Source organism: Nocardia salmonicida NBRC 13393 (assembly GCF_001613085.1).
GTDB classification, from domain to species: domain Bacteria; phylum Actinomycetota; class Actinomycetes; order Mycobacteriales; family Mycobacteriaceae; genus Nocardia; species Nocardia salmonicida.
In genome coordinates this window covers 1-25,005 of the sequence record NZ_BDBR01000062.1, presented here as the reverse complement: position 1 = coordinate 25,005, position 25,005 = coordinate 1, and the positions used below count along the sequence as shown (strand labels likewise).

20 protein-coding genes are annotated in these 25,005 nt (G+C 62.5%); 10 read left to right on the top strand and 10 right to left on the bottom strand.

Annotated features, from left to right (window positions below):
* Positions 1-7 precede the first annotated feature (7 nt).
* The 8 genes from brxC to NS1_RS36310 all read right to left on the bottom strand — a co-directional run bounded on the left by brxC (position 8) and on the right by NS1_RS36310 (position 11,534).
* On the bottom strand, positions 8-3,529 hold the full coding sequence (brxC, locus tag NS1_RS36345) for a BREX system P-loop protein BrxC (protein WP_062991956.1): 3,522 nt from the start codon (positions 3,527-3,529) through the stop codon (positions 8-10).
* Positions 3,526-4,134 (bottom strand): DUF1788 domain-containing protein, encoded by a 609-nt coding sequence (locus NS1_RS36340; protein WP_062991954.1) that lies wholly within the window; start codon positions 4,132-4,134, stop codon positions 3,526-3,528. The genes brxC and NS1_RS36340 overlap by 4 nt, the downstream gene beginning before the upstream one ends.
* Before the next feature lie 2 nt (positions 4,135-4,136).
* On the bottom strand, positions 4,137-4,769 hold the full coding sequence (locus tag NS1_RS36335; RefSeq protein WP_255284825.1) for a DUF1819 family protein: 633 nt from the start codon (positions 4,767-4,769) through the stop codon (positions 4,137-4,139).
* Positions 4,770-5,130: 361 nt separating this feature from the next.
* On the bottom strand, positions 5,131-6,054 hold the full coding sequence (locus tag NS1_RS36330) for an aminoglycoside phosphotransferase family protein (RefSeq protein ID WP_062991952.1): 924 nt from the start codon (positions 6,052-6,054) through the stop codon (positions 5,131-5,133).
* Entirely contained in the window at positions 6,051-7,181 is a 1,131-nt protein-coding gene (locus NS1_RS36325) for an aminotransferase class V-fold PLP-dependent enzyme (RefSeq protein WP_062991950.1), read from the bottom strand. The genes NS1_RS36330 and NS1_RS36325 overlap by 4 nt, the downstream gene beginning before the upstream one ends.
* Positions 7,178-9,535 (bottom strand): ATP-binding protein, encoded by a 2,358-nt coding sequence (locus NS1_RS36320; RefSeq protein WP_062991948.1) that lies wholly within the window; start codon positions 9,533-9,535, stop codon positions 7,178-7,180. Before NS1_RS36320 ends, NS1_RS36325 begins: the two co-directional genes overlap by 4 nt.
* Before the next feature lie 149 nt (positions 9,536-9,684).
* Complete coding sequence (locus NS1_RS36315) at positions 9,685-10,266, bottom strand: GNAT family N-acetyltransferase (RefSeq protein ID WP_255284824.1); 582 nt, start codon at positions 10,264-10,266, stop codon at positions 9,685-9,687.
* Positions 10,263-11,534, bottom strand: coding sequence for an NsdA family TPR-like regulatory protein (locus NS1_RS36310; protein ID WP_157125593.1), 1,272 nt, complete (start codon positions 11,532-11,534; stop codon positions 10,263-10,265). Before NS1_RS36310 ends, NS1_RS36315 begins: the two co-directional genes overlap by 4 nt.
* Positions 11,535-11,974: 440 nt before the next feature.
* Between NS1_RS36310 and NS1_RS36305 the strand changes: the two genes are divergently transcribed.
* From NS1_RS36305 to NS1_RS36265, 9 genes are all read left to right on the top strand, one after another.
* Positions 11,975-12,307, top strand: coding sequence for a hypothetical protein (locus NS1_RS36305; RefSeq protein ID WP_062991944.1), 333 nt, complete (start codon positions 11,975-11,977; stop codon positions 12,305-12,307).
* On the top strand, positions 12,304-12,789 hold the full coding sequence (locus NS1_RS36300; RefSeq protein ID WP_062991942.1) for a macro domain-containing protein: 486 nt from the start codon (positions 12,304-12,306) through the stop codon (positions 12,787-12,789). The genes NS1_RS36305 and NS1_RS36300 overlap by 4 nt, the downstream gene beginning before the upstream one ends.
* 106 nt (positions 12,790-12,895) lie before the next feature.
* Positions 12,896-14,167, top strand: coding sequence for a hypothetical protein (locus NS1_RS36295; RefSeq protein ID WP_063816368.1), 1,272 nt, complete (start codon positions 12,896-12,898; stop codon positions 14,165-14,167).
* Between the two features lie 106 nt (positions 14,168-14,273).
* Complete coding sequence (locus NS1_RS36290; protein WP_062991940.1) at positions 14,274-16,196, top strand: TerD family protein; 1,923 nt, start codon at positions 14,274-14,276, stop codon at positions 16,194-16,196.
* A 57-nt stretch (positions 16,197-16,253) separates the two neighbouring features.
* A complete protein-coding gene (locus NS1_RS36285; RefSeq protein WP_062991938.1) occupies positions 16,254-16,592 on the top strand; it encodes a WXG100 family type VII secretion target in 339 nt (112 codons plus the stop codon).
* Entirely contained in the window at positions 16,592-16,888 is a 297-nt protein-coding gene (locus NS1_RS36280) for a WXG100 family type VII secretion target (protein WP_062991936.1), read from the top strand. Before NS1_RS36285 ends, NS1_RS36280 begins: the two co-directional genes overlap by 1 nt.
* Positions 16,889-16,933: 45 nt before the next feature.
* Entirely contained in the window at positions 16,934-18,682 is a 1,749-nt protein-coding gene (locus tag NS1_RS36275) for a hypothetical protein (RefSeq protein WP_062991934.1), read from the top strand.
* 776 nt (positions 18,683-19,458) lie between these two features.
* The gene (locus tag NS1_RS36270; protein ID WP_062991932.1) at positions 19,459-20,556 is read left to right on the top strand and encodes a WD40/YVTN/BNR-like repeat-containing protein; all 1,098 of its coding nucleotides are present in this window, start codon (positions 19,459-19,461) and stop codon (positions 20,554-20,556) included.
* A gap of 28 nt (positions 20,557-20,584) precedes the next feature.
* A complete protein-coding gene (locus NS1_RS36265) occupies positions 20,585-20,833 on the top strand; it encodes a MoaD/ThiS family protein (RefSeq protein WP_255284823.1) in 249 nt (82 codons plus the stop codon).
* Positions 20,834-20,858: 25 nt separating this feature from the next.
* Here the strand turns inward: NS1_RS36265 and NS1_RS36260 are convergent, their stop codons facing one another.
* Both NS1_RS36260 and NS1_RS36255 read right to left on the bottom strand, forming a co-directional pair.
* Positions 20,859-22,232: a hypothetical protein gene (locus tag NS1_RS36260; protein WP_157125592.1), complete on the bottom strand. Its 1,374-nt coding sequence runs from the start codon at positions 22,230-22,232 to the stop codon at positions 20,859-20,861.
* A gap of 102 nt (positions 22,233-22,334) precedes the next feature.
* On the bottom strand, positions 22,335-22,643 hold the full coding sequence (locus NS1_RS36255) for a hypothetical protein (protein WP_062991926.1): 309 nt from the start codon (positions 22,641-22,643) through the stop codon (positions 22,335-22,337).
* 380 nt (positions 22,644-23,023) lie between these two features.
* Here NS1_RS36255 and NS1_RS36250 point away from each other — a divergent pair, with 380 nt between their 5' ends.
* Positions 23,024-24,985 carry a UvrD-helicase domain-containing protein gene (locus tag NS1_RS36250; protein WP_062991924.1) on the top strand — a complete coding sequence of 654 codons (1,962 nt, stop codon included), beginning with the start codon at positions 23,024-23,026 and terminating at the stop codon, positions 24,983-24,985.
* The last annotated feature ends 20 nt before the right edge of the window (positions 24,986-25,005 follow it).

The window sequence follows — 25,005 nt, the reverse complement described above, 5'->3', positions numbered from 1 at the left end:
CTCTTCCTCAGAGCGTGATGCGCTTGTTGTCGTTGATCGTGGCGAGTAGCGTAGCGCGCAGTTTGTCGAGGTAGGCGTCGACGTCATCCGCGTTTTCGAGGACCTGACCATTGCCCGGCAGCGCCAGTTTCTTGATCGACACGGTCTGCTTGACCGGTACCGAAGCAGGCGTCGGGGCTGGGTCGTTGCCGGGCTGCGGGTTCGGTTCGGTGTTCGGAACCGACGCGGACTTGGCGGCTTCCAGCTCGTCGATAATCTCCGGGTAGATCGTGTCGGCAAAGTGAGTTGCGAGATTCCTGATCGCCGGGATCTGTGTCTCCTGCTGCACCCGGTCGCGCACCACCTGCGCTTTACACCTCACCGATTGCTGGGCGGTGTCGGTTGCGTCAGCGTAAGCCTTACTTTGTGGCACTTGGCACCAGTAGTCGTTAATCTCGTCGGAAGCGGCGGTACGTGCAGCGTCGATCAGGTTGTGCAGCTGCTGTTCCAGATCGTTCACCGCGACACCGAGCTGCTGGGTCTTGTTGCCACGGAAGATTTGGGCGTCTTCCAGCGCGAACGCGACGACGTCGGTGGCGCCGACGGGCAGGTGGCCGATATTGGACTGGTTGTTCTGCATGAAGGCCAGAGCGTTTTCGAATATGGCGCCCTGGCTGCCGTTCAAGAAAGCCTTGATCGGGTCGATCACGTCGTATTTCGCATCGAGCAGGTCATCGGCGTCACGGAAGTCGGTGATGAACCAGTCCGCCTTGTGCTCGGTCAGGTCGGCGAGAATCTGAATCGGCTCGTCCAGCTGATCGATGAACGCGAACCGTGAAGCTGTACGCAGGGTTTTTAGCTCGGCGAGTTTGGCTTCCAAGCGCTCTTTGCCGGCCCGCGCAAGATCCAACGGGTCCTTGGCGATCCCCCCGTCGTCGGTGAATGCCACGACGAACTTGCGGAAGGCGTTCACGATCTTGGGATCGAACACACGCTGCGGCGCGACGACCATCGCCGAGTAGCTCTGCGTGTTCCGCAGTGCACCAGTGATCTCGGTACGGGCCAATACCTTCCCGTTCAGTTGGACCTCGATCTTCGACTGTCCGGCAAGGTAGGCGACGACTGCAGCGACCGACCACTGGTCCCAGCCGAACGGTTTGGCCGTGTAACGATCGACGAGCTGTCGCATGGTGACTTGCTCATGGCGCTTCCCGCGCAGCTCCAGGTGACCGAGTACGTCTCCGCCAGGAACGTCCAGGACGCTGGCGGCCTGCTCGAACAAGACGTCAGCTGCGGGGTTCACAAATCCGTTCAGGCTCTGCTCGGCGAAGGTCTTGCCGGCGAGCATCCCGAGATTCGTATAAGTCGCGGCGATGACCCGCTGGAACCCTTCGTTGATACGGACCTGCGCGTCAGCCGAGCTGACGTCCAGTGCGCCAGCGTTGTGGATCAGCGTCGAGTTACCGACTGCATTACGCAGCCGTTCGACAATCTCCTTTTCCCGTTCCGCGTTCTGGGTGCCTTTCGCTTGCAGGATCATCTGCTCGATGGCAGTGCGGCTCGACGCCTGGGCACGCTTGACGTACTTTTCTGTCTTCAGCAGCAGCCGCAGGTCACCAAGGATGCGGTTCGCCTCGGCCGGGAGAACAACGCGCAGTTCATCAAGCCCGGCGCTGTGGGCCTTAATCTGCTCCAGACTGAACTCGGTTTCGGGGCTGGTGAAGTGGAGCGACAGCTCATACTGCTTGCCGTACGGACTACCGTCGAGCTTGTATCCGAAGGGGAAGTTCTGCCCGTTCTTGTAGGCAGTCTTGGTCAGCTTGACCACGGACTCAGCGAGCAGCTTATTGAGTTTTCCGGAGACCTCGGAGTTGTCGATGTCGACGCTCTTGATCTCCTGCTCGATCTTCTGCTCTTCGTTGGTTAGATAGTCATACAGGTCACCGTTGCGCTGGATGTAGGTCTGCGCCTCCAGTGCGTTGAGGGCCGCGCTGACGTCCTTGCCCAGCTGGGTGAGGTCCCTACCGAACTGGTCGTAGACGAGCACGGTCAGGTTGCGGGCGGTGGCTTTGAAGGTATCCACATACTTGACCAGGAACAGCGCCTTAAGCAGCTTGACGGCCAATGGAGGCAGCGAGGAGCTGCGCTCTGCATCGTTGATTGCCCGCTGGTTCGCGGACTTCAGTGAGGCGCGGATGCCCTCGAACATCTGGTCGAAGGAAGCGAGCGTTCCCAGAGGTCTTTCGGCCAGACCGGTGGCGACCTGCTGAACAACGCCGAGCATGGAGCGCTCACCGACAGAGCTGTTACGGCCTTCGAAGAGGTCGTGGTCGCTGATGCTTTCGATCGCGGACTGGAACAGCGGGAACTGGTAGCTCACGAATGGGTAGGTGCCCACGAAGTGGGACTCGTCCCGGTAGTTCGGGTAGTGACGTCCCTCGACGAAGTCGAACAGCGTCTTGAAGTTCGCGTGCTCGGCGCCATAGATCGCCGCGACCTCATCGGTGGCGGACTCGGTCTTGGCGAGCAGTCGCTTGCGGATAACCTCCTCGACATCCTGGCTGGTGAGTTTGAGCCGGTTCTTGAAGCGTGCCTGAATCTTGGAGAAGTCGTTGGCCTGCTGCTTGGTGCGGTTTCCGCCGACCTTCTCCATGTCCTCCTGCGAGGTGACGAAGATCCACGCTCGCCCTTTGCATTTCGTGGCAAGGGACTCGGCGATGGTCTGGAGGTTCAGCATGAGCTGGGTGTTGGTGCCGATGAACTGGCCGACCTCGTCGACGAAGAAGTTCAGCCGGTATCCCTCAGGTTGCCGACCCAGCCAGGCGGCGACCTCGTCGGCGAAGTCCTCGATCGAGACCTTGTAGTTCTGGCTGTACTGGCGGATGATGCCAGGGCTCTCGGAGCCGTTGACCTCGGCAAAGGCCCTGTCGATATTCCCTGTTTCCAATGCAGACTGTTCACGGCCCCGCAACCACGGAATCCCTGCGAGGCGCTCGAAGGCGGCCTTGAACGCGGAGTACTGACCGCGGGAGTCCAAGTCGCGTTCGAAACTTGCGATGTGTCCTTGATTGCCGTAATAGCCGCGGGACTCGTCGAAGATCTTCACGAAAACCTTGAGCAAGGCGTCGTTCTGGTCCTTCGATATCAGCGTGGCCTTCTGGTCGATGTTGAACAGCAGACTCTTGGCCGCGATCCGGTCGGCCTTCTCGATCAGGGCAGGCAGGAACGCGTCATCGGCCTTGTCCCGGAACTGTTCCGAGACCTGAGCTCGCGGATACTCGTGGCCGTCGATATCACCGAGCAAGTGGGCGAGCATCTTCAACAGGTGCGACTTACCGGAGCCGAAGAAGCCGGAGATCCACACGCCGTTGGCGTTCGTGTAGTTGGTGTAGGCCTCCAGAACATGTTCCACGCCCTTCGCGGCCTCGTTCGTAAGGACATACTCCTCCACCTCGGTGGCGAGCTGGGAGGTATCGTCGGCCTTGATGACACCCTCGATCGCTCGGTCAATCCGCTTGCCGAAGATCTCGTTGATCGTGCGCACGCTCATGCTTCTTGCTCCAGAATGTCTTTGGCCCGGTAGTAGCTGTCTCTGGCACCGAGGTTCAGTACGCGCAGCTGGTGGCCTGCTGTCTGAGTGAACTCATAGGCCCCTGGGAACCAGGCGAGCATCGGGCGCCCGACCACGACGCTTTGCAGGTTCTCTAGCACCGTGTGGGTGCGGATAAAGGGGAATACCTCACCGATGCCGGTGAGGAAGACCATGTCGCTGGGCTGTACATCGAGCCGCGCACGAATGGCGGGCGCGAGGTGATCGTGCGGGTCGAGCATGCCCTGCAACACCTCACGGAACTCCGACTTGTCCATCGTTGGCTCGAGGTCGAGTACGCGCGCCCAGACACCGCGGTTCTGCAACAGCTCCACGGCAAGGTCGTAGAGGTTGACTTCCACGACGCTGAGACCATCATCGCTTTGAAGCCTAGTCTGCACACGGTCACGCATGCCTTCGACGTCAAGTCCCCAGGCAGGCGGGAAGTGGTAGATGAAGAACGGGACTTCCTTGGACAGGCCTTCCATCTTGCGGAACCGTTCACTGCGCAGCACGTCGTACACGTGCTTCTCGTCGCTGACGAGGTCCCGCTGGGTGGTTCGCATCGCTACACCTCGTGGTTGAACTGGCTGATCGGCGTCGTGGTCGGAAAGAACCGGACGTCGCTCGGGGTTCGGTGGCCGAGCACCTCTACGACACGCGCGGAGAGCACCGCAGGGATAATATCCCCGCTCGTGGTACGCAGTCCCGCCTCGTGGAGCATCCGGAAGAGGGTCTGGCGGAGCTTCTGCCTGGTGGAAGGTTTCAGTTCGTCTAGTTCCGGGTGCCACAGGCTCTTGCCGGTCAGGAAGCGGTTGAGGTCCTCGGCGCTGAGTGTGGGAGTCATCAGCAGGAAGCGTTCGCGGAGAACTTCTTCGGCGAAGTCGCCGATAATGTCGTAGCGACGGCAAGCCGCAACCCACATGAGCTGACGCTGCTCGGTGGGACTCGCGTCGGTCAGCAGTTCAAGCTCACTGTTGCTCAGCACGGAGAGTCGTTGAACGGTCTCGCGGGTGACACGAATATTCGAGGAGAATGTGCGAGCTTGCAGCCGGTTACCTTCCACAACCTGGGTACGAGTCTCATCCCAGGAACCGCAGGCCAGATATACCTCGGCGGCCACCTCCCCCTCGCGGGTCAAGAGACCGCCGCTCGAGAACGACAAAGCATAACGTGATCCTGGATGGTGAGTCACTACCACAGGGCCTCCTTCCTGTTTTGAGCAGTAGATCAACCTATCCGAGACCACCGACATTTGTGTCGTCGGTCCCCGCGCAAGTCGTCAAACCGAGTTCGCCGCGCATCCGCGGCGCACCCACGTGTCGACCTCGCTGGCCTGAACCTTCAAAGCTGACCGACCTAGTGCGCAGGCATCCCACGTTCGGCAATCCAGGTGTCGACGATGTCATTCTTGACGCCGAGGTGGGCGGCGCTGTCATCAGCTGGCAACCACGGTTCGCTGACGCCGCAGGACTGGGGTTCCCCGAACCGGGAGCTACGACCGGGAGGATAGGTGACCAGCGAAGTGGTGTTGGCACCGATACCTGGAGATGCCCGGCGACTCATAGATTGTCACCAACGAAGTGATCCACCCCCGATAGGAATTGTTCTATCCTGGCGCCCGAAGCTGGAAGATACGGGCGGTACTCTGCGACAGCGAAAACATAGCTCCACGCATACAGGCGGCTCGGCGTCAGCAGCGGGTGAGACGCCAGATCACCCAGCCTCTCAACGATGGTGCGGGGCCCGTCCTGGACCGCCACCCACAGCGCAGCTTCGGCATTCACGTCACCGACCGCACCGAGCGGGTCGATCGTGTACCAGAGGTCGGGACCTTGCAGGATGTTCTTGGCTTGCAAGTCGGCGTGAAGCACGTGCCGTCGTTCAGTCGTGATCAACAGTCGCTCAAGCACACGCTGTGCCTCCTCGAGGTGCCGATCGATCGCAACCCTCTCGACATCCTCGACGAACCGCGGATCATCGAATCGCTCTCTTGCCCAAGCTATTCGCATCTGCACAACGTCGGCAAGGTCTTTCAACACCGGCGGTTCGGGCAGGTCGGGAGCATTGAGCCTGCTGAGCAGTGTTGCGAAACTGGCCGATTCACCGGGATCGCTGCCAGGCCAAACGACAGTGCCGGGGATGACCCGGGTCATCAAGAAGACCCCGGTGTCGATGTCGTGTTGCAGTACCGAGGGTGCCGCGTTGCCAGCCGCCCATCGGTCAATCATCCGCATCTCGGTGTTGCCGGCCTCCAGATCGACAGGGATCTTCAGCACCGCCGCTCGACCGGTCTCGACCTCAACGCAGTAAGCACAGCACGACATCGCACCGTTCTCCGCGATGCTTTCCAACTCCAGACCCCACCGCTCGGCGTAGTAGCCGAGTCGGTCGGGCAACGCACCGAGCCAGGCGCGGCCGTCCTGCTCACCGCGCAGGAAGATGATCGCCGCTTCGAGCCGTTCGGGAATTGTCGGGACGTTCATCGAGACAGCACCTCCTTGATTCGGTGGGTGACACGGTCCACGTCGTTCTCATCGTTATAGATGTGCATTGCTAGCCGCAGCAGGCATTCTCCCTGGGCGCCCTGGCCGACCCATGCTCGGATCTCCGCAGCCTGCAGCAAATCCTTGACCTGCAGAGGGTTCGCTCCGTCGAGAATGAAGGCCCGAATGCGGGGCGGCCGGAATTCCGGTGCCGACGTGTACCTCGCCCCGGAGTCTGCCATTGCGTGGTCTGCTATGTCTGCGAGCTTCTTGCAGCCGTCGATCAGTCCATCCGATTCCCATTCGCCCCATTGCCCGATCGCTGTCTGCACGCTGAGACGTGGGACCGGATCGAACGTGCCCGGCCAGGAGAATCGCTCGACCAGGCTAGACGAATCCCAAGTCAGCGAGACTTCCGCGGGACGGATGAGGGTGTCGAGGTCTGAAGCAAGCCAGAGGAATCCGACGGGCCGCAGCGTCGGAAGCCACTTGTGCAGAGTCCCGAAGACCGCAGATGCACCCCACTGCCTGGGTTTCAGCGGAATGTGTCCGGGACCGTGCGCCGCATCGACGATCAATCGCGCGCCTCGCTGTGCTGCCCAGTTGCCGAGTTCGGACATCGGCAGTTCGATAGCGGTCGACGAGGTAATGGCGCTGACCTGTAGGTAGTCGACTGGACCAGGTACTCGTGCATCGAGTTCGGCCAAGAGGTCGGTAGTCGACTCGAAAGGCATTGGTACCGACACTGAGATGAGGCTGGCGCCCGCCTTCGCACAGGCTATCTCCCAAGCGCGGCGTATTGATGAGTACTCGACATCGAGGATCACCACAACGCTGTTCGACGACAGCGGAACCGAAGTAATGATCGCGGCGGCCGCTGATGTCGCGTTGGTGCACAACGTCATTCGATCCTGATCGATCCCCAGCGCACGAGCCACATCGGCTGTTTGCACCTCGAGTCGAGCGGTGAGCTCAGCGCCGAGATGAACAGTCGGGTCCGATTCGATTTCGCGGCGAAGGCGTTCCCCTTCTTCGATTACGCGCAGCGAGCCCAGCCCATAGGACGCGTGGTTGAACTGAATGATGTCCGCACCCAACGGAAACTGTGCGACTGCAGCGGTTTTCATAGCAACCCGCCTCTCAGCTGCGCCAAGCTCGGCACATCGAACCGGAAAATGGCGTCGGCTGCTTGCGCGTCCTCCTCGGGCACGCCCAACACGCTGACAGCGAACGAAACCGGATCCCAGACCAAAGGGCGTTCACGGAGTCGTTCGACCAGCCCCCGCAAAAGCTGACGAGACTCCACGAGCAGAAAGTCTTCACCGGTCGCACGCGCAAGTTCGTCGAGAAACTCGCCTCCGGCCACCGGGCCGTGCTGCCACTCGATCTCGGCCAGCTGGCAGGCAAGCGTTGTCGAAATCCGTCCTGCCGCCGAGTTCTGGCTGATGTCGGTGAAAACCGCGAAAGCGTTGGCGGCGTTCGGGAACTCGCCCCGCAACCCCAGCACACGGCTGAGGTCACGGACGTGCGGCGGGTTCTCACTGGCCACCCCGGAGGTCTGCGACATCTCACGCAACTGGGCAAGCAGCTGAGCCGATCGCTCAAGCTCCAAGCAGGCCATCGTCTTCTTGCTGAGCCAGTGCACGGCTTCGTACTCGGCATACGGATGTCCGGCCGCAGCCGCGACATCAATCGCTTTCTGCAGCCACTGTTCAGCCTCCATCGGCTGAAACGCGGCCAGGTGCGCAAGCCCTCGGTGACCAAAAGCTCGGGATTGCACTTCGGGGTCCGCGGACATCGCCGCGACCTGGTCACACAGGTCGATGCACTGCACGCAGTCCTGAACCGGCCCACACAGCGCGACCTCGGCGTAGAGGTTCAACGTCTCCGCGAGCAACCCACCGGGTTCTGGATAGGCGACGGCCAACTGGTCGAGTACGTCCACCGTCTCCGTCCAGCGGCAGGTCATGCGCAGGGTTCGCGCCCACAGCAGTCGTACATGTGCCACCAAGGTGGGATCCGCCGTCGCAGCATCAGGAAGTTCGAGCGCGGCTACACACGCGTCCACTCCCCCGACGTGGTCGCCGCCGGCAGCGAGACATTCGGCCAGTAGTGCGAAGGCATCGAAGCTCGGTGCGTTTTCGACTGCGATCCGTGCGAGGTCACGCGCTTTCGAGACTGCTCCCAGCGCGAACTGACGTCGCGCGGCTTGCAACGCGAGCGGCCCGGCCTTCGCGCTGTTGCGTGCTTCGACAGCGACCGCTGCGGCACGCACCCACAACTCGTCGTCCCAGTCCTGCTCAGCCTCGATGATCTGCAGCAGTTTGGTGTGGTGGCGCCGCCACCGTGGTCCGTTGGCCACGCCGCGTTCCCGCAATACCTGCGCGAAGAGCGGGTGATGAATGCGGTAGCGGTCGTACTCATTTCGTCGATCGGCCGGGCGGACGAGATCGTGCTCGTCGAACAGAACGTGCAGTCGCTCGAAGACATCGTCGATGTCGAGCCTGGTGAGTTGGGCGAGGTAGTCGACTTCGAAGTTGTAGCCGATCAGTGCCGCCGTCTCGAGCAGCCGCTGATCCTCGGAGGACAAGTAGGACAGTCGATCCTCGATGACAGCCGTGATCTGACGTGGAGGGAGATGACCATTACGTTGGTTCACGCGCGCCAACGACTCCGCGAACAGCGGATTACCCGCGCTCAACCGGACGATCCTCGATACCGCATGTGACGCGATGCTCGGACCGGCGACGGTTCGACGGACCAGCTCCTCAGTGTCTTGCGGCGACAGTCGCGGCAGATCGATGACCGGTGTATCGGGAAGATATCGGCACAGTCGAAAGACCGTTCGTTGCAACGGATGCGTCTGCTCCACTGACTTCAATTGATCGGAGCGGTACGCAAGGACCAGGACGAGTGGGCCCTTCACCCGCAGCGCGATCGTTGTCAGAAGGTCGATGGTCGCGGTATCCGCCCAATGCAGATCATCGAGCACCATCAGGAGCGGAGTATCGGTGACGATGTCCTCGATGAGGCGGAGTAGCTGGTCGAGGCGGCTGTCCATCTCCGTCCGTTCACCGCCACTCGCTGCGTAGGACTGTCCGGTTCGGACGCCAGCTGCGAGCACCTGGCCAACGACCGGCACAGATTCGATCCAGTCGGGTGCGTTTTCTTTGAAAGATTGGGTGATTCGATGCCAGCGGGACGGCGAACTCGATCGTTGCGCAGAAGCTGCCATCGAGCGCAGGCACTCGCGCACAGCCTGGAACGAATCCGAGGCGAGCGAATTCAGCATCGCCTGGCCATAGCCGGTCAACAGGTGCGCAGCGCTGTGCCGGACGGCAGCCTCGTGAGCGAACGTCGTCAGCAGGCTCGTCTTTCCGACCCCCGCCTCGCCTCGCAGGACGATAATGCTCGCCTTCTTCTGCTCGACCGACTGATCGACGGCCCTCAACAACAGCGCCAGTTCATCGATTCTATCCACCAGCGGGGCTGGTGCGGCTGTCCCCGGCAAAGCGTTCCCCTCGCTTATGGTCCTTGTGCTACGCACATGGCTTTGCACGCATCATAGATGGATAGGCCGTCTGATCGAGAGCTGTTGTGGTGCCATAGGATTGGGCGAACGTCCAGCAGCTACGAGGACGCCTCCTCGAGGTGCTTCATCAGTACATCGAAGGTCGGCGCATCGGGCCACGAGGGGGTCAGATTCCCGACACGAGCCCATCCCCAACGGCGATACGCGCTGTAGGCCCTGTCGTTGTCAGGCTCGACCAGTAGCGTCGCGCGGACTTCACTTCGACCCTTGAGCAGCTCATCGTGAAGCTCGCGGGCGATGCCTCGTCCTGCATAAGCCTGGTCGACCATGATCTCGCTCAGCGCGAAAGTCCTCGCACCACTTTCCTCGATGAATTCAGCCATGTCTGAGGCGGAGTCATTCAGTCGGAGACCTACCCACCAGGCTGTTTTGGGCGTCAGCGGCCATCCCCAACTCTGGCCGACCGCAACATCGTCCAGGTAGGCAACGACGAGTTCGAAGCCGCTTCCCCGTGCGGGGTCGGTGTACGCATCGAAGCGCTGCATGAACGCTTCCGGTGAATCAAAGGCGTGTCCCGATTCGATGGCATCACGGTAAGACCGGCGAAAGACATCCTCCACGACGTCGTGACCTTCGCGCGCGGCAGCAGCCGTGTAGTGCGTGAACCGCAAGCCGTTCACGCTATCGAGACCTTCCGATCGAGGTGGTCGTAGCGGTCAGCGAAGCCAGCGGCCGTGGCCGCGTGAAGTGCTCGAATCGGCGCCATCGCGCGCAGAGTACGAGTCGATCCGATCACGTCGAGAGTCGCCAGCACTGATTTTCCCTCGGCGAGAGCTCCGCGCGTATCCCCCGCTGAGGCAAGGGTTGCCGCATACCATGCGCGCGTGTTCGCCTCGTTGCGGATGCTCTGTCCCTGCAACGCCCGCTCATAGTGGGTGAGGGCGGTGTGGTAGTCACCGAGGTCGCCGTGCCCCCGAGCCTCGTGCCCCGCCATCTCCGATGGGTCGACAAAGCGCAGCCAGCTCGGGCAGTGGCCGAGGAGTTCGGAATCCATGGCCTTGTCCATCGCTTTGTGCGCCGCGCTCATCGCGGTCCGGAATCCGTCGGAGTTCCCGATGCGAGCCCACGCCTGTGCCCGCCGGATCGCGATCAGCGCGTGTACGCGACCAGGCTTCCAGCGCTCGGCCAGCCGATCCGCCCGGCTCACGTTCTGAAGCGCCAGATGTGAATTGCCTACGGCCTGCCGGGACAAGAGGATTTCCTGGTTCGCGGCATTGAGTAGGGCGTGAACGGCCAGTTCGTCATCTCCCGAGTGCATCGACATCTCGAGAGCCGTGCGATACGACGCTCGGGCAAGATCATGCTGTTCGGCGTCATGAGCGAGCCACCCGGTGATCACGGCCAGATTGCCCACCGCGCTGGCGGCCGCGGCGCCCGTTGCCGGATCGCAGTCGGCGCCATCGAACTCACGACGAGCCCGCATCAGCGCGGAACTCGCTGCACGCACCAACCGGTCCCCGCCTTCGCGTTGATCGCGTTGCTCGAGTTCCTCCGTGTACTCGATCCACGTCCTCACTTCGTCCAGCCCGATACGACGCGGCTGTATGTCCGCCGGATTGGTCCCGACCGCCGGTCCTGCCAGCGAGACCGCACTCACGGTGGCCGCGATGCCGAACTGCCTGCGGTTCACGTCATCCTCGCTCTCCGTGTTCGTTACGAGCGCCAGCTGCATTCGATGGAGCTGATCAGCGGTGAGTCGAGCGAGTTGCGTGTCGAGCGCGGCCGCCGACGCACCGCGAACCGGCTTCGCCTCGGTTGCCCGGCACTCCCACTTTCGAACGGTGACAACCTCATAGCCCAATCGCGCGGCGAAGGTCGGTTGGCTTTCTCTCAGCGCGTCCACCCGCAACGCCCGCACGTGCACCGCTGTCCACTTGCCGACGATCATCGTCACCCCTTGTCTTCGCCGTCATCTGTGGGTCGGACTCGTATCACCTTCGTATGAGGTTCGGCGCTGTTCGGAACCCGCCGTCCCCGTCACGCTGGAAGACGTTCTCATCCACCCTCTGCCAACGTCGTATTCCCAGGTTACGCGGGCCGACGCGAGAGGAAGACGCAAATTCGGGAGACAACGATGTCCACTTTTGACCAAGCACTCGTCCTGCGCATCCTACGGCCTGGCGGTCAACTCACCGACCACCAAATCGCTACCAACACAGCCATATCCATCCGCCGAACCAGACGCGCACTCCGCACCCTCCACCTCAACGGCCTACTCCGCCACGTCGCACACCGTCAAGCCTGGGAACTATCGCCTTGCGGCCACGCCTACACCAACACCCCCGCCGGCCAAGCCATGCTCGACGTACCCCGATCGGCACTCGCCGGATGAAACCCATCGCCATCGGATACCTACGATCCGACATCTCCGGAACAGCCCAGAACTGGGACGAGATCCGAATCCGCTCCCTCGCAAAGCGATACGGCTACGACCTCGCGAAAACCATCGTGTTCACCCCACGGACCCCAGACCCGATCACCCGATTGATCACCACCGCCCACCGGACCGCCGCCGAAGCCATCTTCACTCCCCACCTCGCGCACCTCGGCACTGAACTGCCCAGCATCATTATCCGAACGTGCGACGTGATCACCGTCGATGACGAGAACACCTACGCAAGAGCTTATTTCGTTTGCAGCATCCCTACGGTGATCACATGATCCGTGAGCAATCCGGCGACCTACTCAACGCCGACGTCGAAGCGCTTGTCAACGCCGTAAACACCGTCGGTGTGATGGGCAAGGGGATCGCGTTGCAGTTCAAGCAGACCTACCCGGAGATGTTTCGGGAGTACGCCCGAGCCGCACGGGCCGGCGAAGTTCAAATCGGTGCGATGCACATGTGGGCAACCGGCGCCACGAGCGGTCCGCGGTTCATCATCAACTTCCCGACGAAACGGCACTGGCGCTCCCCCAGCCGCCTGGCCGACGTAGCCGCGGGCCTACCGTCCCTTGCCGAGACCATCGAGCGGAACGAGATCCCGGTCACTGGCCATCCCGGCGCTCGGCTGCGGGCATGGTGGCCTCGACTGGGTGGGCGTGGAGCCGCTGATCCGTCAGACGCTGGAGCCGTTGTCTGGCCTGAGATTCAGGCATCACGAACCGGTTGGTATTTGTTTCGACCGCTCGGGCTCTTGAGGTAACCCACGAGGCGATGTCTGAATCTCACCAAGAGTATTGGACCGCCGACGATCTCGACAATCTGCAAGTAGCCTGGCCACACAGTGCCAGCCGAGCAGAGGATCAACGGTGGATCAGCCCGATAGCGAGACCGCTCTCAGCGTTTCCGTTGAACCGGAGGGGCTACTTGTCGCTGGCGACGCCGACGCTGTTGCCACGTACTTACGCAAGCTGCGCTTCAACGCGGTGGAGATGGTCGAAGTGGCCGGCGTGGACGCGCAAACCGTCACCGGCGCGGCTGCCCTGGCCACCGGGCTGGCTGCGATCGGCGCTCAGCACGGAACCTTCGTCCGGATCCGGCCGGCCGATGTCGAGTTGTTGCGCAAGTTCAAAGTGATCCCTGGGGAATCGGGCTTCAACCGGATGACAGTGACCGACGTCGCTGGGCGTTTTCGCGGCCAAATGCAGTGGCAGCCAGCACAACTGGCAGGGACCAAAGCGCTCTCGCTGCAAATGGCCGTCGCGACGATCGCTCTTCAGACCGCGATAGCTGAGACAACTGCGGCCATCGAGCGTGTCGAAGGCACCGTTGATCAGGTGTTGAACCTGGCCAAGGCAACCACGATCGGTGACGTCATCGGACATCACCGATCGTTGACGCGGATCGTGCACACGCTCGATGAAACCGGCACGCTGCCCGCGGTCGACTGGGACTCGGTCGCACACTTGGGACCGACAATCGAGACAGTCGTCGAGCGCCTGCGCGCCCACATCAACAGAACCATCGACGGTTTCGACCGCACGAAACCCGTGCAAGATCGCGCCAAATACCTGACACGGGCAGTGAGCGACAATCGCCTGGGTGAAACCCTCGAGTTGCTCGTGCTCGCACAAGATTCGATGTATCAGTGGCAGCGCCTGCGCATCGAACGAGTCCGCGAAACCGAGTTCGCCAACCTCGAGCTGGTGATCGCGACTGCCCGCCGAATACTCGCCGAACAGCTCGACTCCGACAGCGAGCTGTTGCTCAAAGCTCGTGCCGAGCTCGCGAGCTACGCGGCGATCAAACCCCTCGAGCTCCTGCGATGGTTGTCGACGACGCAACTCAAGCGCGACGTCGTGCAACTGCGGTGCGACCTCGACAGTTTCGCGACCGCACGTCGAGCAGAAGTCCTCGGTTGGCACGATCATGAGGACCCGACCGTGCGAGATGCGCTCGCCGAACTCGGAACTCGCGTCAAGTCCTTCGGCGACTCGGCCAAGGTGCTGGGCTCGCGCGGACTCGACGCTGGCGCGACCGGCTTGGACATCCTCGGCCGCAGCGCCCAACGCGTCGCGGCCCACCGCCGCAAAGAAGCCGAACCGGATACGGACAACACCGCCTCACCGTGGAGTAAGTAGCGGCAGTGTGGCCTCGGACGATTGGCGCGTAACAAGCTCGGGGCCCGACGCGAGACCATGGCAGATCCGTCGAGACATTCCGCTGAACCGAAAGGCACGTGAAGCCGTGGAGGCACCGAAGTTGTTGCGCGGACAAAACCTTCCGATCCCCGCGGACACGACCCGCGTCGCTGCCGTCATCGGTTGGGCCGACCCTGCGGCAGACGTGGATGTTTCTGCACTGCTGCTGGGGGCCGACGGAAAGGTCGGATCCGACTCCGACTTCATCTTCTACAACCAGCCGCGGTCCGCGGATGGTTCAGTGCGGTTCGAGGGCACCGACGGAGTGCGAGGGAGCACGCGAGCCCGGATCGTGATCGACTTGTCCACCGTTCCCGACCATGTCCATACGGTCGCGCTCGCGGGCAGCATTGCGACCGGGAACTTCGGCGCGCTCGGAGATCTCACCTTCGAAGTCGTCGACGATGCCGGGCGTCCGCTGGCCGAATACGTCACCGCAGACGCGACCACGGAGACGGCGTTCGTTTTCGGTGAGGTCTACCGCCGCGCCGGTGTATGGAAGCTTCGGGCGGTGGGCCAAGGCTGGGATTCCGGACTCGCCGGTCTGGCAACAGATTTCGGCGTCGAGGTAGATGATGCTGCCGACTCCCCCGTCGAGCCTGCGGCGGCGAGGGTTCAAGCCGGGCGCGCTCCCGAACACGAAACAGGGTCGCCGTATCGGCTCTGGAGTCAGCCGCGAAACTGGCGCGACCACGAGCTCGACGTCACCGAAGAGCATCTGCCGGCGATTCGAAGCCTCCTTCCAAACCCTCTGCCCGAGGAACGAATCGAGCTGACCCCCGAGTTCGAACTGATTCCCGAGCCATTCGGACCGCGCGGCCAGTGGGCCATTTCTGTGCGCGCGGACCGTCGAACTATCGGATACCTCGATGACGAAAGTGCTGCAGGCTGGGCAGGTCCCATCAGACGCATCATCGCCTCGGGATTCGTTCCGACGACCTCCGGCCGTATCGACTACTACGAATACGACGGGTGGGACGGGGTCGAGCCCAGAGCGTCGGTGCAGCTCGGTCTCGGCGACGCGTGTGACGCGATCCCCTTGAACGACCCGCCGACCGTCCTCTACACAATCCTTCCGCGTTCGGCCATCGTGCAGGTGACCAAGGAACAGGAGCACTTCGATGTGCTCCGGAAGGTGGTACCTGCGAGCGGGCACGGCGTCTTGATCGTCACCCTTCACGAGAACGTGCCGGAGTCCGGAAAAGCGAAACCGCACGTGGAGCTGCGAATCGACGATCAGCGGATCGGCCAGCTCACTCCGCAGATGAGCCAGCGCTTCGCGCCACTCATCCAACATCTCGAGCGACGTGGCCTCGTCACCGCTTGCTGGGGAGACATCACCGGTTCGGCTGTCGCCGCGAAGATCCGCATCGACAGCATCAAAGCTAACGAAGCGTCTGCGCAGGTACTGGACGGAGTCCCGGTCACGTGCCCTCGACTCGGCCCCGAACTGCCTGATCCACTCGCGTATGACCTCGCGGCGGCAAGGCCGCTGCTCGAACCACTTCCGCTTGTTCAACCCGTTTCGAATCCCTTGCCAGCCGAACCACCGGACGGCTCGATCATTCGCTTCGGCCGGGGCAGCTACAACTATGTAGCGGTCCGGCGCGGCCCGAGCTGGGAGACGACGTCCACGGGCAGCGGTGGCCCGATCGACCAGGTGATGTCCTGGCCGAACCTGGGCTCGAGACTCCGCAAGTTCGATATCGCGACAGGATTCGCTCCGACGGACCGCCACGGCGATGCCCGGACCCGCCAATCCCTCGCTGTCGTCCGGTTTACCGCGGGCGGCCACTATCTGGCGGCGATCAATATCGCCTCAAGGGGAAGCGAGAACAGCACCTGGTACACGACGGTGACCGAATCTATCGCGGACCGATTGCCCTTCAGTAGCTACACGAGTTGGCCAGAGATCGCCCAGCACGGAAAGCACATCCAAGTCGTGTCCGAGTGGACATCGATCGGCTGATCCATCCACACCGCCACCGATAGTTTCCGCGGAGATCAGCGGCTAAAGTCGGACACTATGACCAGCTCTGGGGGAGATGGCCGCGCACTGTCAGTGGTGCCGGATCAAGTTCGTGAGGTCGGAAACTTCGTCTATGGCCTTGCCGATACGCTGCGGCAGGCATTGGACTCGGCCGCGCGCGAGGTTGACGATGTGGCGGAGGGCAGCTGGACAGGCGACGCGGCCGTCACCTTCGCGGCCGGCTGGGCTGAGTGCCGGACCGGTGGCATCGAGATCTTGACCGCGTTGACCGGCATGGCAGAGAAGCTCGGCGTCACCGCCGACACCTACGCGCGCCGCGACGAGAGCAATGCGGCAGCCTTCACTCCGGTCTCACTCGACCTACCGGGGCTGTAATGGCCGAATTCACGGTCGATCTCGACCAGCTGGACAACCTGGTCACCAGGCTTGTCGGGTTAGCCGGCTTCGTCGGCGATCACCTCGACGACATCGACGACAAGGTCGCCGGTCTGCTTGGCACCGGATGGGAATCTGTCGCCGCAGAGGCGTACCAGGCTGCGCATCAACAGTGGGTAGCCGGAGCACGCGATTTCGCGGACGGCATCCGAACGATGAGTGATGCGGCCAAAGCCGCACACGGTCACTACGGGACCGCACAGTCTGCCAACTCGAGGATGTTCCGTGGGTCCTGACGCCGCACCGCCGTCCGCGATACGGCTATCGCCAGGGCAAGACTGATGGCACCCGGACTCGCCATCAGGTCCGACATCTACTACGCCGCCGCACAGAAGCTCAGTACGTTGTCGGCCGAAATCGGCACTGCAGTCACCCGCGATCTCGCACCGGCGCTGCCCACCACGACCGGCATGGCGGGCAACTACCTGGCCGCTGTGCCGTGGGCGACGGCATATCTGCTGCACGCCAGCGAGATTCGTACCTTCGTTCAGACCTACGCCGACGCTCTGCGTCACTACAGCGACATCATCGATGCCGCAGGCTACAACTGGGACACTGCCGAGTACAACGCGGATTCGAACCCGAACAAGGGTGCTGCGCCTAGCCATCCAGCCCGAGCGCCGCAGTCATCCATCGCAGGCACGGGGTTTGCTGAGATTCCATGCGCAACAGGCGATAACGGGCCTGGCGTCGTGATCAACTCCACCGGAATCAGTGCCTCTGAATGGAGCGGGGCACCCAACGCGCGCGCTGATGCTCTCGATACCGCGGCCTCGGGGTGGGAAATTTTCTCGAACAGCCAGGAACTGAGCAGCGCGGCGGCAACCCTACAGGCGGTGCACGACTCGTTTGGCGTCGTACAGGCCGATGAAGTCGCTGATCTTCAAATGGGCCTGGTTGCCTTGCGCAGTGCTGCACAGCAGATTTCCACTGCCACTACGGCACTGGCCGAGGCAACCCGCACACACCACACCAATCTCCTCGCCGCCCGCCAGAAGCTCGCCACAGTTGCTGCCGCCACAGCATTCCCGGCTCATCCCGACGCCCAGGTTGCCACAGCGATCGGCACCACCTCGATAGCGATCACTGTCGGTGCAGACCTGATCGAGCCTGACATCGGAATCGCTCGCAGCGCTCTGTCCACCGCGTTGAGCAGCACCGATCTCTACAACCAACTGTCGGTAGTCGGATCCAACCGCGGACTTCCCAGTTGTGACGCAATCACTGGTCTGCGTGATCTCCAGGCGATCCAAGCACTGGCGATGATCGTCGAGTCCGGCAACGAGCACGACAACACGGCCATCGTCGACGACCTCACGAACCTGTCCACGTGGACTACCCCGGCGCCGACGCTGACTGTCGGCGACCCCAGCGCACTGGATGCCTGGGGACCGCAGATGAAAGCCTGGGCAATCTGGTCGGTCCAGTACGGGCACGAAGCCGGCGTCGACCCGCGCATGGTCCTGGCCATGGCCCTGCAAGAAGGGGCGCCACTGCGATCCGGCTACGCCAACGGGAACGACTTCCACGCCGCGACCCAGGGCAAGCCGGAGAACTATCATCCGGACTCGGACAAAGGCATTCTCGGCGGATATGCCTGGGATAAAGCACGACGGTGGGCAACACCATTGGGTATCGACAAGAACGATGCCGGAAACTCGATCGGCCTGACAAACCAAAAACCCGGCCCGTTCAACGAAGTAAAGGAAAAATATCCAGCACAGTTCGAAGGGCAGGAATGGGCAGACTTGACAACAAGTGACGAGCTAGGAATCAAGTCCGCCGCCTATAACCTCCGAATGTTGCAGGACTCGGCGATGGAGAATGCAACTAATGAGGTCCGCGCAAATACACCACTGAACCAATTTCTCGGTTCAGGATACAACGCTGGCGGTATGGAAAAACGCACAGCAGATGTCGCCGTGGGCCGCGGAGTATTCAGTGATGGCGAAACCGAGCACGGCCAGAGCACACTCGAAGTGTTCAAGGCCGCAGACAACATATTGCGGGGATCAGGGGCATACTATTGAGAATCCAGCCGTTAGAGCGTGACGTTCGGCGCCGTTGGTTCGCTGGAATTGTTATATTGACAGTTGTGCTTGGGCTGAGCATCTACGGCTACAAGCGGTGGGACGAGTGGCGCTACACCACGAGCGAGGCACGCCTCGTCGCGGAAGGCACGACCGCGACCGGATTTGTGCGGGTAGATGTTATCGATGTGTCGAGCGGAGATAATCCGCCTGGCGCAGAGGCATGGCTTCTGGGCTCCCCCCCTGCGCCTTCGAATGCGGCAGCCTTGATCAGCATCCCTGGCTTTCCGTTGCACAACCTCGATCCTCCCTACGTTTCAATACCGAGGCAGCTTCCGAACGATTACACCATCGTCGCGAGAGGCGAGCAGACTGGCCGGTGTGGAGTATCGGTCACCGTAGACCGGAATCCTCGCAACACAGCCCCGCCATGGGGAAGGCAGAAACATTCCCGGGAGATACTGTCACCAGACCAGCTGGAATCCGTGCGGAGTGGGGACTTGGTCCTCATCATCGTTTCGATCTACAACTGTGGGTAATGTCAAGAAATTCGGCCAGCCGTATAGCCCCGGTTAACATCACCACGGCCGAGAGATCCGCCACCAAGATGTGGGTCGATCCGAAACTGGAAACCCCGCGCCGCGGCGGCAGCAGCAGGGAACCACATCGACGGGGAACGCGGTTCAACGAGTGCCCCATGAACCCTCGGGTGTTGTCGGTGTGGCGGCGTAGTGTCACGCATATCGGCGTTGCGGGTGACCAACCGGAGGTTCGCGATGGACGTACTGCTCGGAATCGGAACGCGTAAGGGTCTGTTTTTGGCTCGTAGTCGGGACGGGCGGGCCAGTTGGACGGTGTCGCCGCCGCAGTTCCCGGTGGCTGATGTGAAGGCGTTGGCGATTGATACTCGACAGGACACGCCGCGGGTGCTCGCCGGGGTGTTAAACAGTCATTTCGGGCCCACGTTGGTGGTCAGTGATGATCTCGGGGAGACGTGGAGCGAGCCGGATGACGCGCCGCTGGCGTTTCCCGAGGACACCGGGGCTGCGTTGGGCGGCGTTTGGCAGATTGCGCCTGCCACCGATGCCGAGCCCGACGTGGTGTACGCGGGCGTCGAACCGTCGGCGTTGTTCCGGTCGACTGATCGCGGCCGGACGTTCGAGCTGGTCAGGGGATTGTGGGACCATCCGCATCGGCCGCAGTGGGAGCCGGGCGGTGGCGGGCTGGCTTTGCACACCGTGCTGCCACATCCGGTCGATACGCAGCGGATGGCGGTGGCCATGTCCACCGGTGGGGTCTATCAGACATCCGACGGCGGCGAATCGTGGACGCCGACGAACAAAGGCGTCACCGCGGATTTCATGCCTGGCGAATTGCCGGAATGGGGGCAGTGCGTGCACAAAGTCGCCCTCGATGCCGAATCGCCGAGCACCATGTATCTGCAGAACCATGGTGGCGTGTTCAGAAGTACCGATGCAGGCGTGAGCTGGCAATCGATCGACGGTGGGTTGCCGCCGTCCAATTTCGGCTTCCCGATCGTCGCGCATCCGCGTAAGCCGGGGGTGATCTACACCTTCCCCCTGGTCGCGGATATGGAGCGCTTCCGCTTCCCACCCGATGCCACCTGCGCGGTGTATCGCAGCGAGGACGGCGGCGAGACATGGTCGCAGCAGAACGATGGGCTCCCGAAGGTTCCGTTCTGGGCCGCGGTCATGCGCGATGCCATGTGTGCCGACGACGCCGACCCGACCGGCATCTATTTCGGCACCCGCAACGGCGAAGTGTATTGCAGCGCAGACGAAGGCGACCATTGGCAGCTCGTGGCCGACAAGCTGCCGGACGTGCTGTGCGTGCGCGCCGCGGTCATCGGTTAGCGCGATGGCTCGTGTCTGTCTGCCCTCGATGCTCCGGACATACGTCGACGGCGCCAAGGAATTGGACGTCGACGGTGCGACCCTGAAGCAGGTTCTCGATGCGCTGCGCGAACGGTCGCCCGGGTTGGAACGCCGACTCCGCGACGAGCGCGGGGCGTTGCGTCGGTACGTGAACTTCTATGTCGACGGTGACGAATGCCGTCTGCTCGACGGCCAGGACACGGCTGTCGGTGCGGGCACCGAGGTGATGATCATTCCTTCGGTCGCCGGTGGATGATCCGTATTCTGTTGGAGCACAATGCTTACCGGAAATAGGGCGTGGCCTGCACCCAATGGAACCCTCGCGAGACAGCCGGGTACTGCGCGAGGTCGACCTGGTCCAGTTGCATTCGGACCGGTCGGCCGCCGAGCGAGCCCTCCAAGATCAGCTGATCCGATTGTGGCTGAACGTAACTGAAGGTCGCGAGCTTCCATTGGTGTGTCGTGTCTTTCGACAGCGTGATGGTGTGCTGGTCGGTGTCGATCCGGGCAGGGAACGAGACAAGTGAATCGTCGAGCCGCTGCATGGTTATGCCCTGGGGGATGTCGAAGATGATGCGGCGAAATCGCTCGGCGGCGCTCGGCATTCCGCCGTTGGACCGCGATTCGCGGAAGTCGACCAAGGCGGGCACGTCCTCGCCGCCAACCGAGTACACGGTGACGTTCCAGATGCCGTAAAGCGGCGATTTGGGACGTGCGTTGCCGTAGGTGTGCCAGCCGTCGTATGCCTCGACGGTCGTCGCGCCGAGTAGCCACACCCCCATCAGTACCTGGGCTGCCAGAAGGATCCGGCCACCGCGTGGCGTTGAAAGCAAAGGTGCCTGCGGTCGAGCTCCTACGGCCCGGCCGAACAGGGCGCGAACGATGCGAACGATGTCGGGTGCGGCCAATACCGTTGCGTACAGGAACAATTGAAGGGCGAACAGCTTCACCGGCACATCGAAGGCGAGATTCATCAGCAGCACCTGAAGAGCCACGATCACGGCGAGCACAGACCCGAGCCCCGCGGTCACCGGCAGGATCAGCAGCAGCGCCGCGGCGACCTCCGCCGCACCCAATGCCATCTCAAACGGCTCCGATAGCGACGACTGCGCCCACAGCACCGCCATCGGGCTCATATGGCCGAACGGTTCGACCAGTCGCTCGAGGTTGAACGACATCTGGGACGGCAGCACTTTGATCATCCCGTACAGCAAAAGAGCGCTGACCAGGGAAATACGCAGCAGCAGCCGGAACCACTCGTACAGTCGCACGTAGTTCGGGCGGCGCCGGTCGAGGACCGACCAGGCAGCGGTGACCGGTACAGCGATCAGGAGCAGGGTGAAGACAGCCACCCATTTCGCGGCGGTGTCACCGCTGCCGGTGACCGTGTAATCGATACTCACATCGAAGATTTGGGTTCCGGCCCAGTCGGTGAGTGGATGCAACGCCGTCCATTTGGCGACCTCGCTCACCGTCTTCTGCGGCACACCAATAGTTCGCAGCAACGCATGCAGCAACCACACCCCGGCCATCCCGATACCGAGAACAACGAACCCGAACCGGAAGAGCACCCGGACAACCGAATGCCACCGCTCCACGACTTCCAGTTCGACGTCGACGATGGGCTCCCGCTGAGCCAACATCCCTGCCACCATCCATCACTCCTACGGTCGAAAGCCGTGCGGGTGAAACGCTATGGCAGCGGGCGTGACTCGGAAATCCAGCAATATCGTTGCCCCGAGCATTCGGGTCACGCGTCAATTCAGAACAGTCCACACATTGCTATCCGGCCCTTGGCCGAGGCAGAACATCTCCTCACCGTCGGGCGACGTCGCTACTCCCGAGCCCACTTCACAGGGAGTACCAGGGGTGCGCGTGCCGAGCAGCGGCGCTGATTGCACCCATTTCGCGCTCGGCCCGCCCGCCTTGGTGCATTTGAACGTGCTGCCGTCATCGGCGGTGGCGTAGTTGTCACCGGGCGGGGTGCAGGGGACTCCGACGGCGGCAGTCGCCTTCTTGGATGCGGACTTGGTGGTAGTCACCGCGGCGGTAGTGCTTTCGGGCACGAATTCCGGGGTGGTGGCGGAAAGTCGGTGGAGCGGCGGCCGGCGGCCGAGTCGTCACGGTGGCGGGTGCCGGAGCGGTCCCGAGAGGAAGCGTGAGCTTTGCCGGTGCCGGGGTGACGAAACTCGGCGCGTCCATCGGAGTGCTTACGTCCTGGACCAGCGGAACGAACTGCAACGCGACTATTTCGGGCAATGGAAATGCGCCGACCACATGACCACGGTCAGGTCGAGGCTGACCGGAGGTGTACGTGCCGAGGTCGGACCACTCGGAGCCCGTCCATCCGATCCGCATACCGTCTCGTCCGATGTCAACTATGTTGATACTCAACGCATTACAGCTCCACCCGCTGTACGGAGCTGAGGTATCCGGAGGGGGATCGATGCCGAATATTCATCGCGAGCGGGTAGCACGGTGGGCGGAGCGCACACTCGCCGAGCAGCGACAGTTGACGCCTGGCCAGCGTCGTTTCCTAGCAGCCCTACTCACCAATCCCGGCTGGCATGTGCTCGTGGACCGCGGTTCACCCACACCCGACCGGATCGCGGCGTTCGCGCTGGGGCGCACCGGTGTTTTCGCACTTGTCTTCACCGAGACACTGCCCAGCTCTGCCGACGTGATGAAAATCCGCAGCGAGGCCGAGCGGACGTTCGCCAAGGTGGTAGTCGGCGGCGCCCAGTTCGTGCCGCACTCCCTCGACATCATGCTGCTCATGCCCCACGGTTCACGGCCCGTGGCAGATGGCCGCTACCTTGTTGTCGATGAGACCAGCTTCGTCGGCACCCTGCTGCGTCGTGAGAAACGGATGCGTGCAGAGCGGGTCAGTGAGCTGGCAGCGACCGCTGCGGAAAAGCTCAGCACGCACAGACACCTCTGCGCCGACGACGCGCCAACAGCGGAAAACGTCGATGCCGGCGGGCTATTCGACCAGGAGGACCTACACGCTGACGCGAGGACGGCCGCGCTTGCCAAGCCATTCAGCGATTGGATGACGTTCCTCGACCCCGAGCAGCTCACGCTGGTTCACACCACCTTTACCGGCCCTGCCCGTTTAAGCGGTCCGGCCGGCACCGGCAAGTCGGTCGTCGCGCTGCACCGCATGGCGTACTTCGCCAAGCGCAATCCAGGGCGACTGCTCTTCACGACGTTCGTCAAGAGCCTGCCCGCCTACCACGAGCGAAGCTTCGCCCAGTTGGCGCCACACGCTGTCGATCGCGTCCAATTCAAGGGACTACACGCATGGGCGACCGCGTTCCTGCGCCGTCGCAAGGTCGAGTTCGAACTCGACAACGACGCGATCAAGCACGCGTTCAGCAAGGCTTGGCAGGGCGCCGGTGGGGTGTTGGACCGGGTCGAGGGTACCGATCGCGGCTACTGGAAAGACGAGATCGACAGGGTGGTCAAGGGCCGCAGGATCACCGACCTGACGACATACAAGGGCGTGCAGCGGGTCGGTCGTGAAGGTATCAGTCTGCGGTCCTCCCGTCGTCAATTCGTCTGGGAGAACCTATATTTGCCTTACCAGGAAGTCCTGGATGCGCGGCATGTCCACGACTTCAACGACGTCATCTCGCTGGCCGTCGACGAACTCCGAGCACGGCCGCTCGACACTACCGAGGCATACGCCATGGTGGTCGTCGACGAAGTGCAGGACTTCACTCTCACGCAGTTGCAGCTGGTGCACCAGATAGCGGGCGGCGATTCCGACGCCCAACTACTCCTGGTCGGTGACGGACAGCAGCAGGTCTATGCCGGCGGCTGCACCCTGTCCGAAGCGGGGATTCCTCTTGCCGGCGGCCGTGGTCGGGTGCTCCGAACGAACTACCGCAATCGTGAAGCGGTGCTGCGGTATTCACAGCGCATCGACGCGGGCAACGCCGTAGACGATCTCGATGGCGGTGCCGGCGTCATCCTCCGAGACAGCGATCCCACGTTGTCGGACGGTCGCGCGGACGATGCGCACGTCTCCCGCCGCGATATCGACCGCATGCTCCCCCTCGCGCTCCGCGATGCACACCTACAGCCGGGTTCTGAGATCGCCGTGATCGTAAACTGGCCGAGCGAGGTCTATCGGTACTTACGGGTGCTGCACCGGGCAGGCTTCGACGCCATCGCGTTGGAGGACGACGACGGCTCGCAGGTCGGGCAGGTCAAGGTCGGTACGGTGCGCCGTGCGAAGGGGATGGATTTCACCGCGGTCTTCCACATCACTGCGGAACCGCCGGCCGATATCGGTGCGTTGTCCGGTGGTGCCAGGGATCGGGCCGAGATGCTCGCCAGACAGTTGCTCGTCGCCACCAGCCGCGCCCGTGACTATCTCTGGGTCGCCTATCTGTCGGACTGAATTAAAGGATCAGGACTGGG

Bases quoted from the DNA above. Each gene is read 5' to 3' on its own strand.
- brxC (WP_062991956.1), bottom strand. From the start codon at position 3,529: ATGAGCGTGCGCACGATCAACGAGATCTTCGGCAAGCGGATTGACCGA.
- NS1_RS36340 (WP_062991954.1), bottom strand. From the start codon at position 4,134: ATGCGAACCACCCAGCGGGACCTCGTCAGCGACGAGAAGCACGTGTAC.
- NS1_RS36330 (WP_062991952.1), bottom strand. From the start codon at position 6,054: ATGAACGTCCCGACAATTCCCGAACGGCTCGAAGCGGCGATCATCTTC.
- NS1_RS36325 (WP_062991950.1), bottom strand. From the start codon at position 7,181: ATGAAAACCGCTGCAGTCGCACAGTTTCCGTTGGGTGCGGACATCATT.
- NS1_RS36310 (WP_157125593.1), bottom strand. From the start codon at position 11,534: ATGATCGTCGGCAAGTGGACAGCGGTGCACGTGCGGGCGTTGCGGGTG.
- NS1_RS36305 (WP_062991944.1), top strand. From the start codon at position 11,975: ATGAAACCCATCGCCATCGGATACCTACGATCCGACATCTCCGGAACA.
- NS1_RS36300 (WP_062991942.1), top strand. From the start codon at position 12,304: ATGATCCGTGAGCAATCCGGCGACCTACTCAACGCCGACGTCGAAGCG.
- NS1_RS36285 (WP_062991938.1), top strand. From the start codon at position 16,254: ATGACCAGCTCTGGGGGAGATGGCCGCGCACTGTCAGTGGTGCCGGAT.
- NS1_RS36280 (WP_062991936.1), top strand. From the start codon at position 16,592: ATGGCCGAATTCACGGTCGATCTCGACCAGCTGGACAACCTGGTCACC.
- NS1_RS36275 (WP_062991934.1), top strand. From the start codon at position 16,934: ATGGCACCCGGACTCGCCATCAGGTCCGACATCTACTACGCCGCCGCA.
- NS1_RS36270 (WP_062991932.1), top strand. From the start codon at position 19,459: ATGGACGTACTGCTCGGAATCGGAACGCGTAAGGGTCTGTTTTTGGCT.
- NS1_RS36265 (WP_255284823.1), top strand. From the start codon at position 20,585: ATGCTCCGGACATACGTCGACGGCGCCAAGGAATTGGACGTCGACGGT.
- NS1_RS36260 (WP_157125592.1), bottom strand. From the start codon at position 22,232: ATGGTGGCAGGGATGTTGGCTCAGCGGGAGCCCATCGTCGACGTCGAA.
- NS1_RS36250 (WP_062991924.1), top strand. From the start codon at position 23,024: ATGCCGAATATTCATCGCGAGCGGGTAGCACGGTGGGCGGAGCGCACA.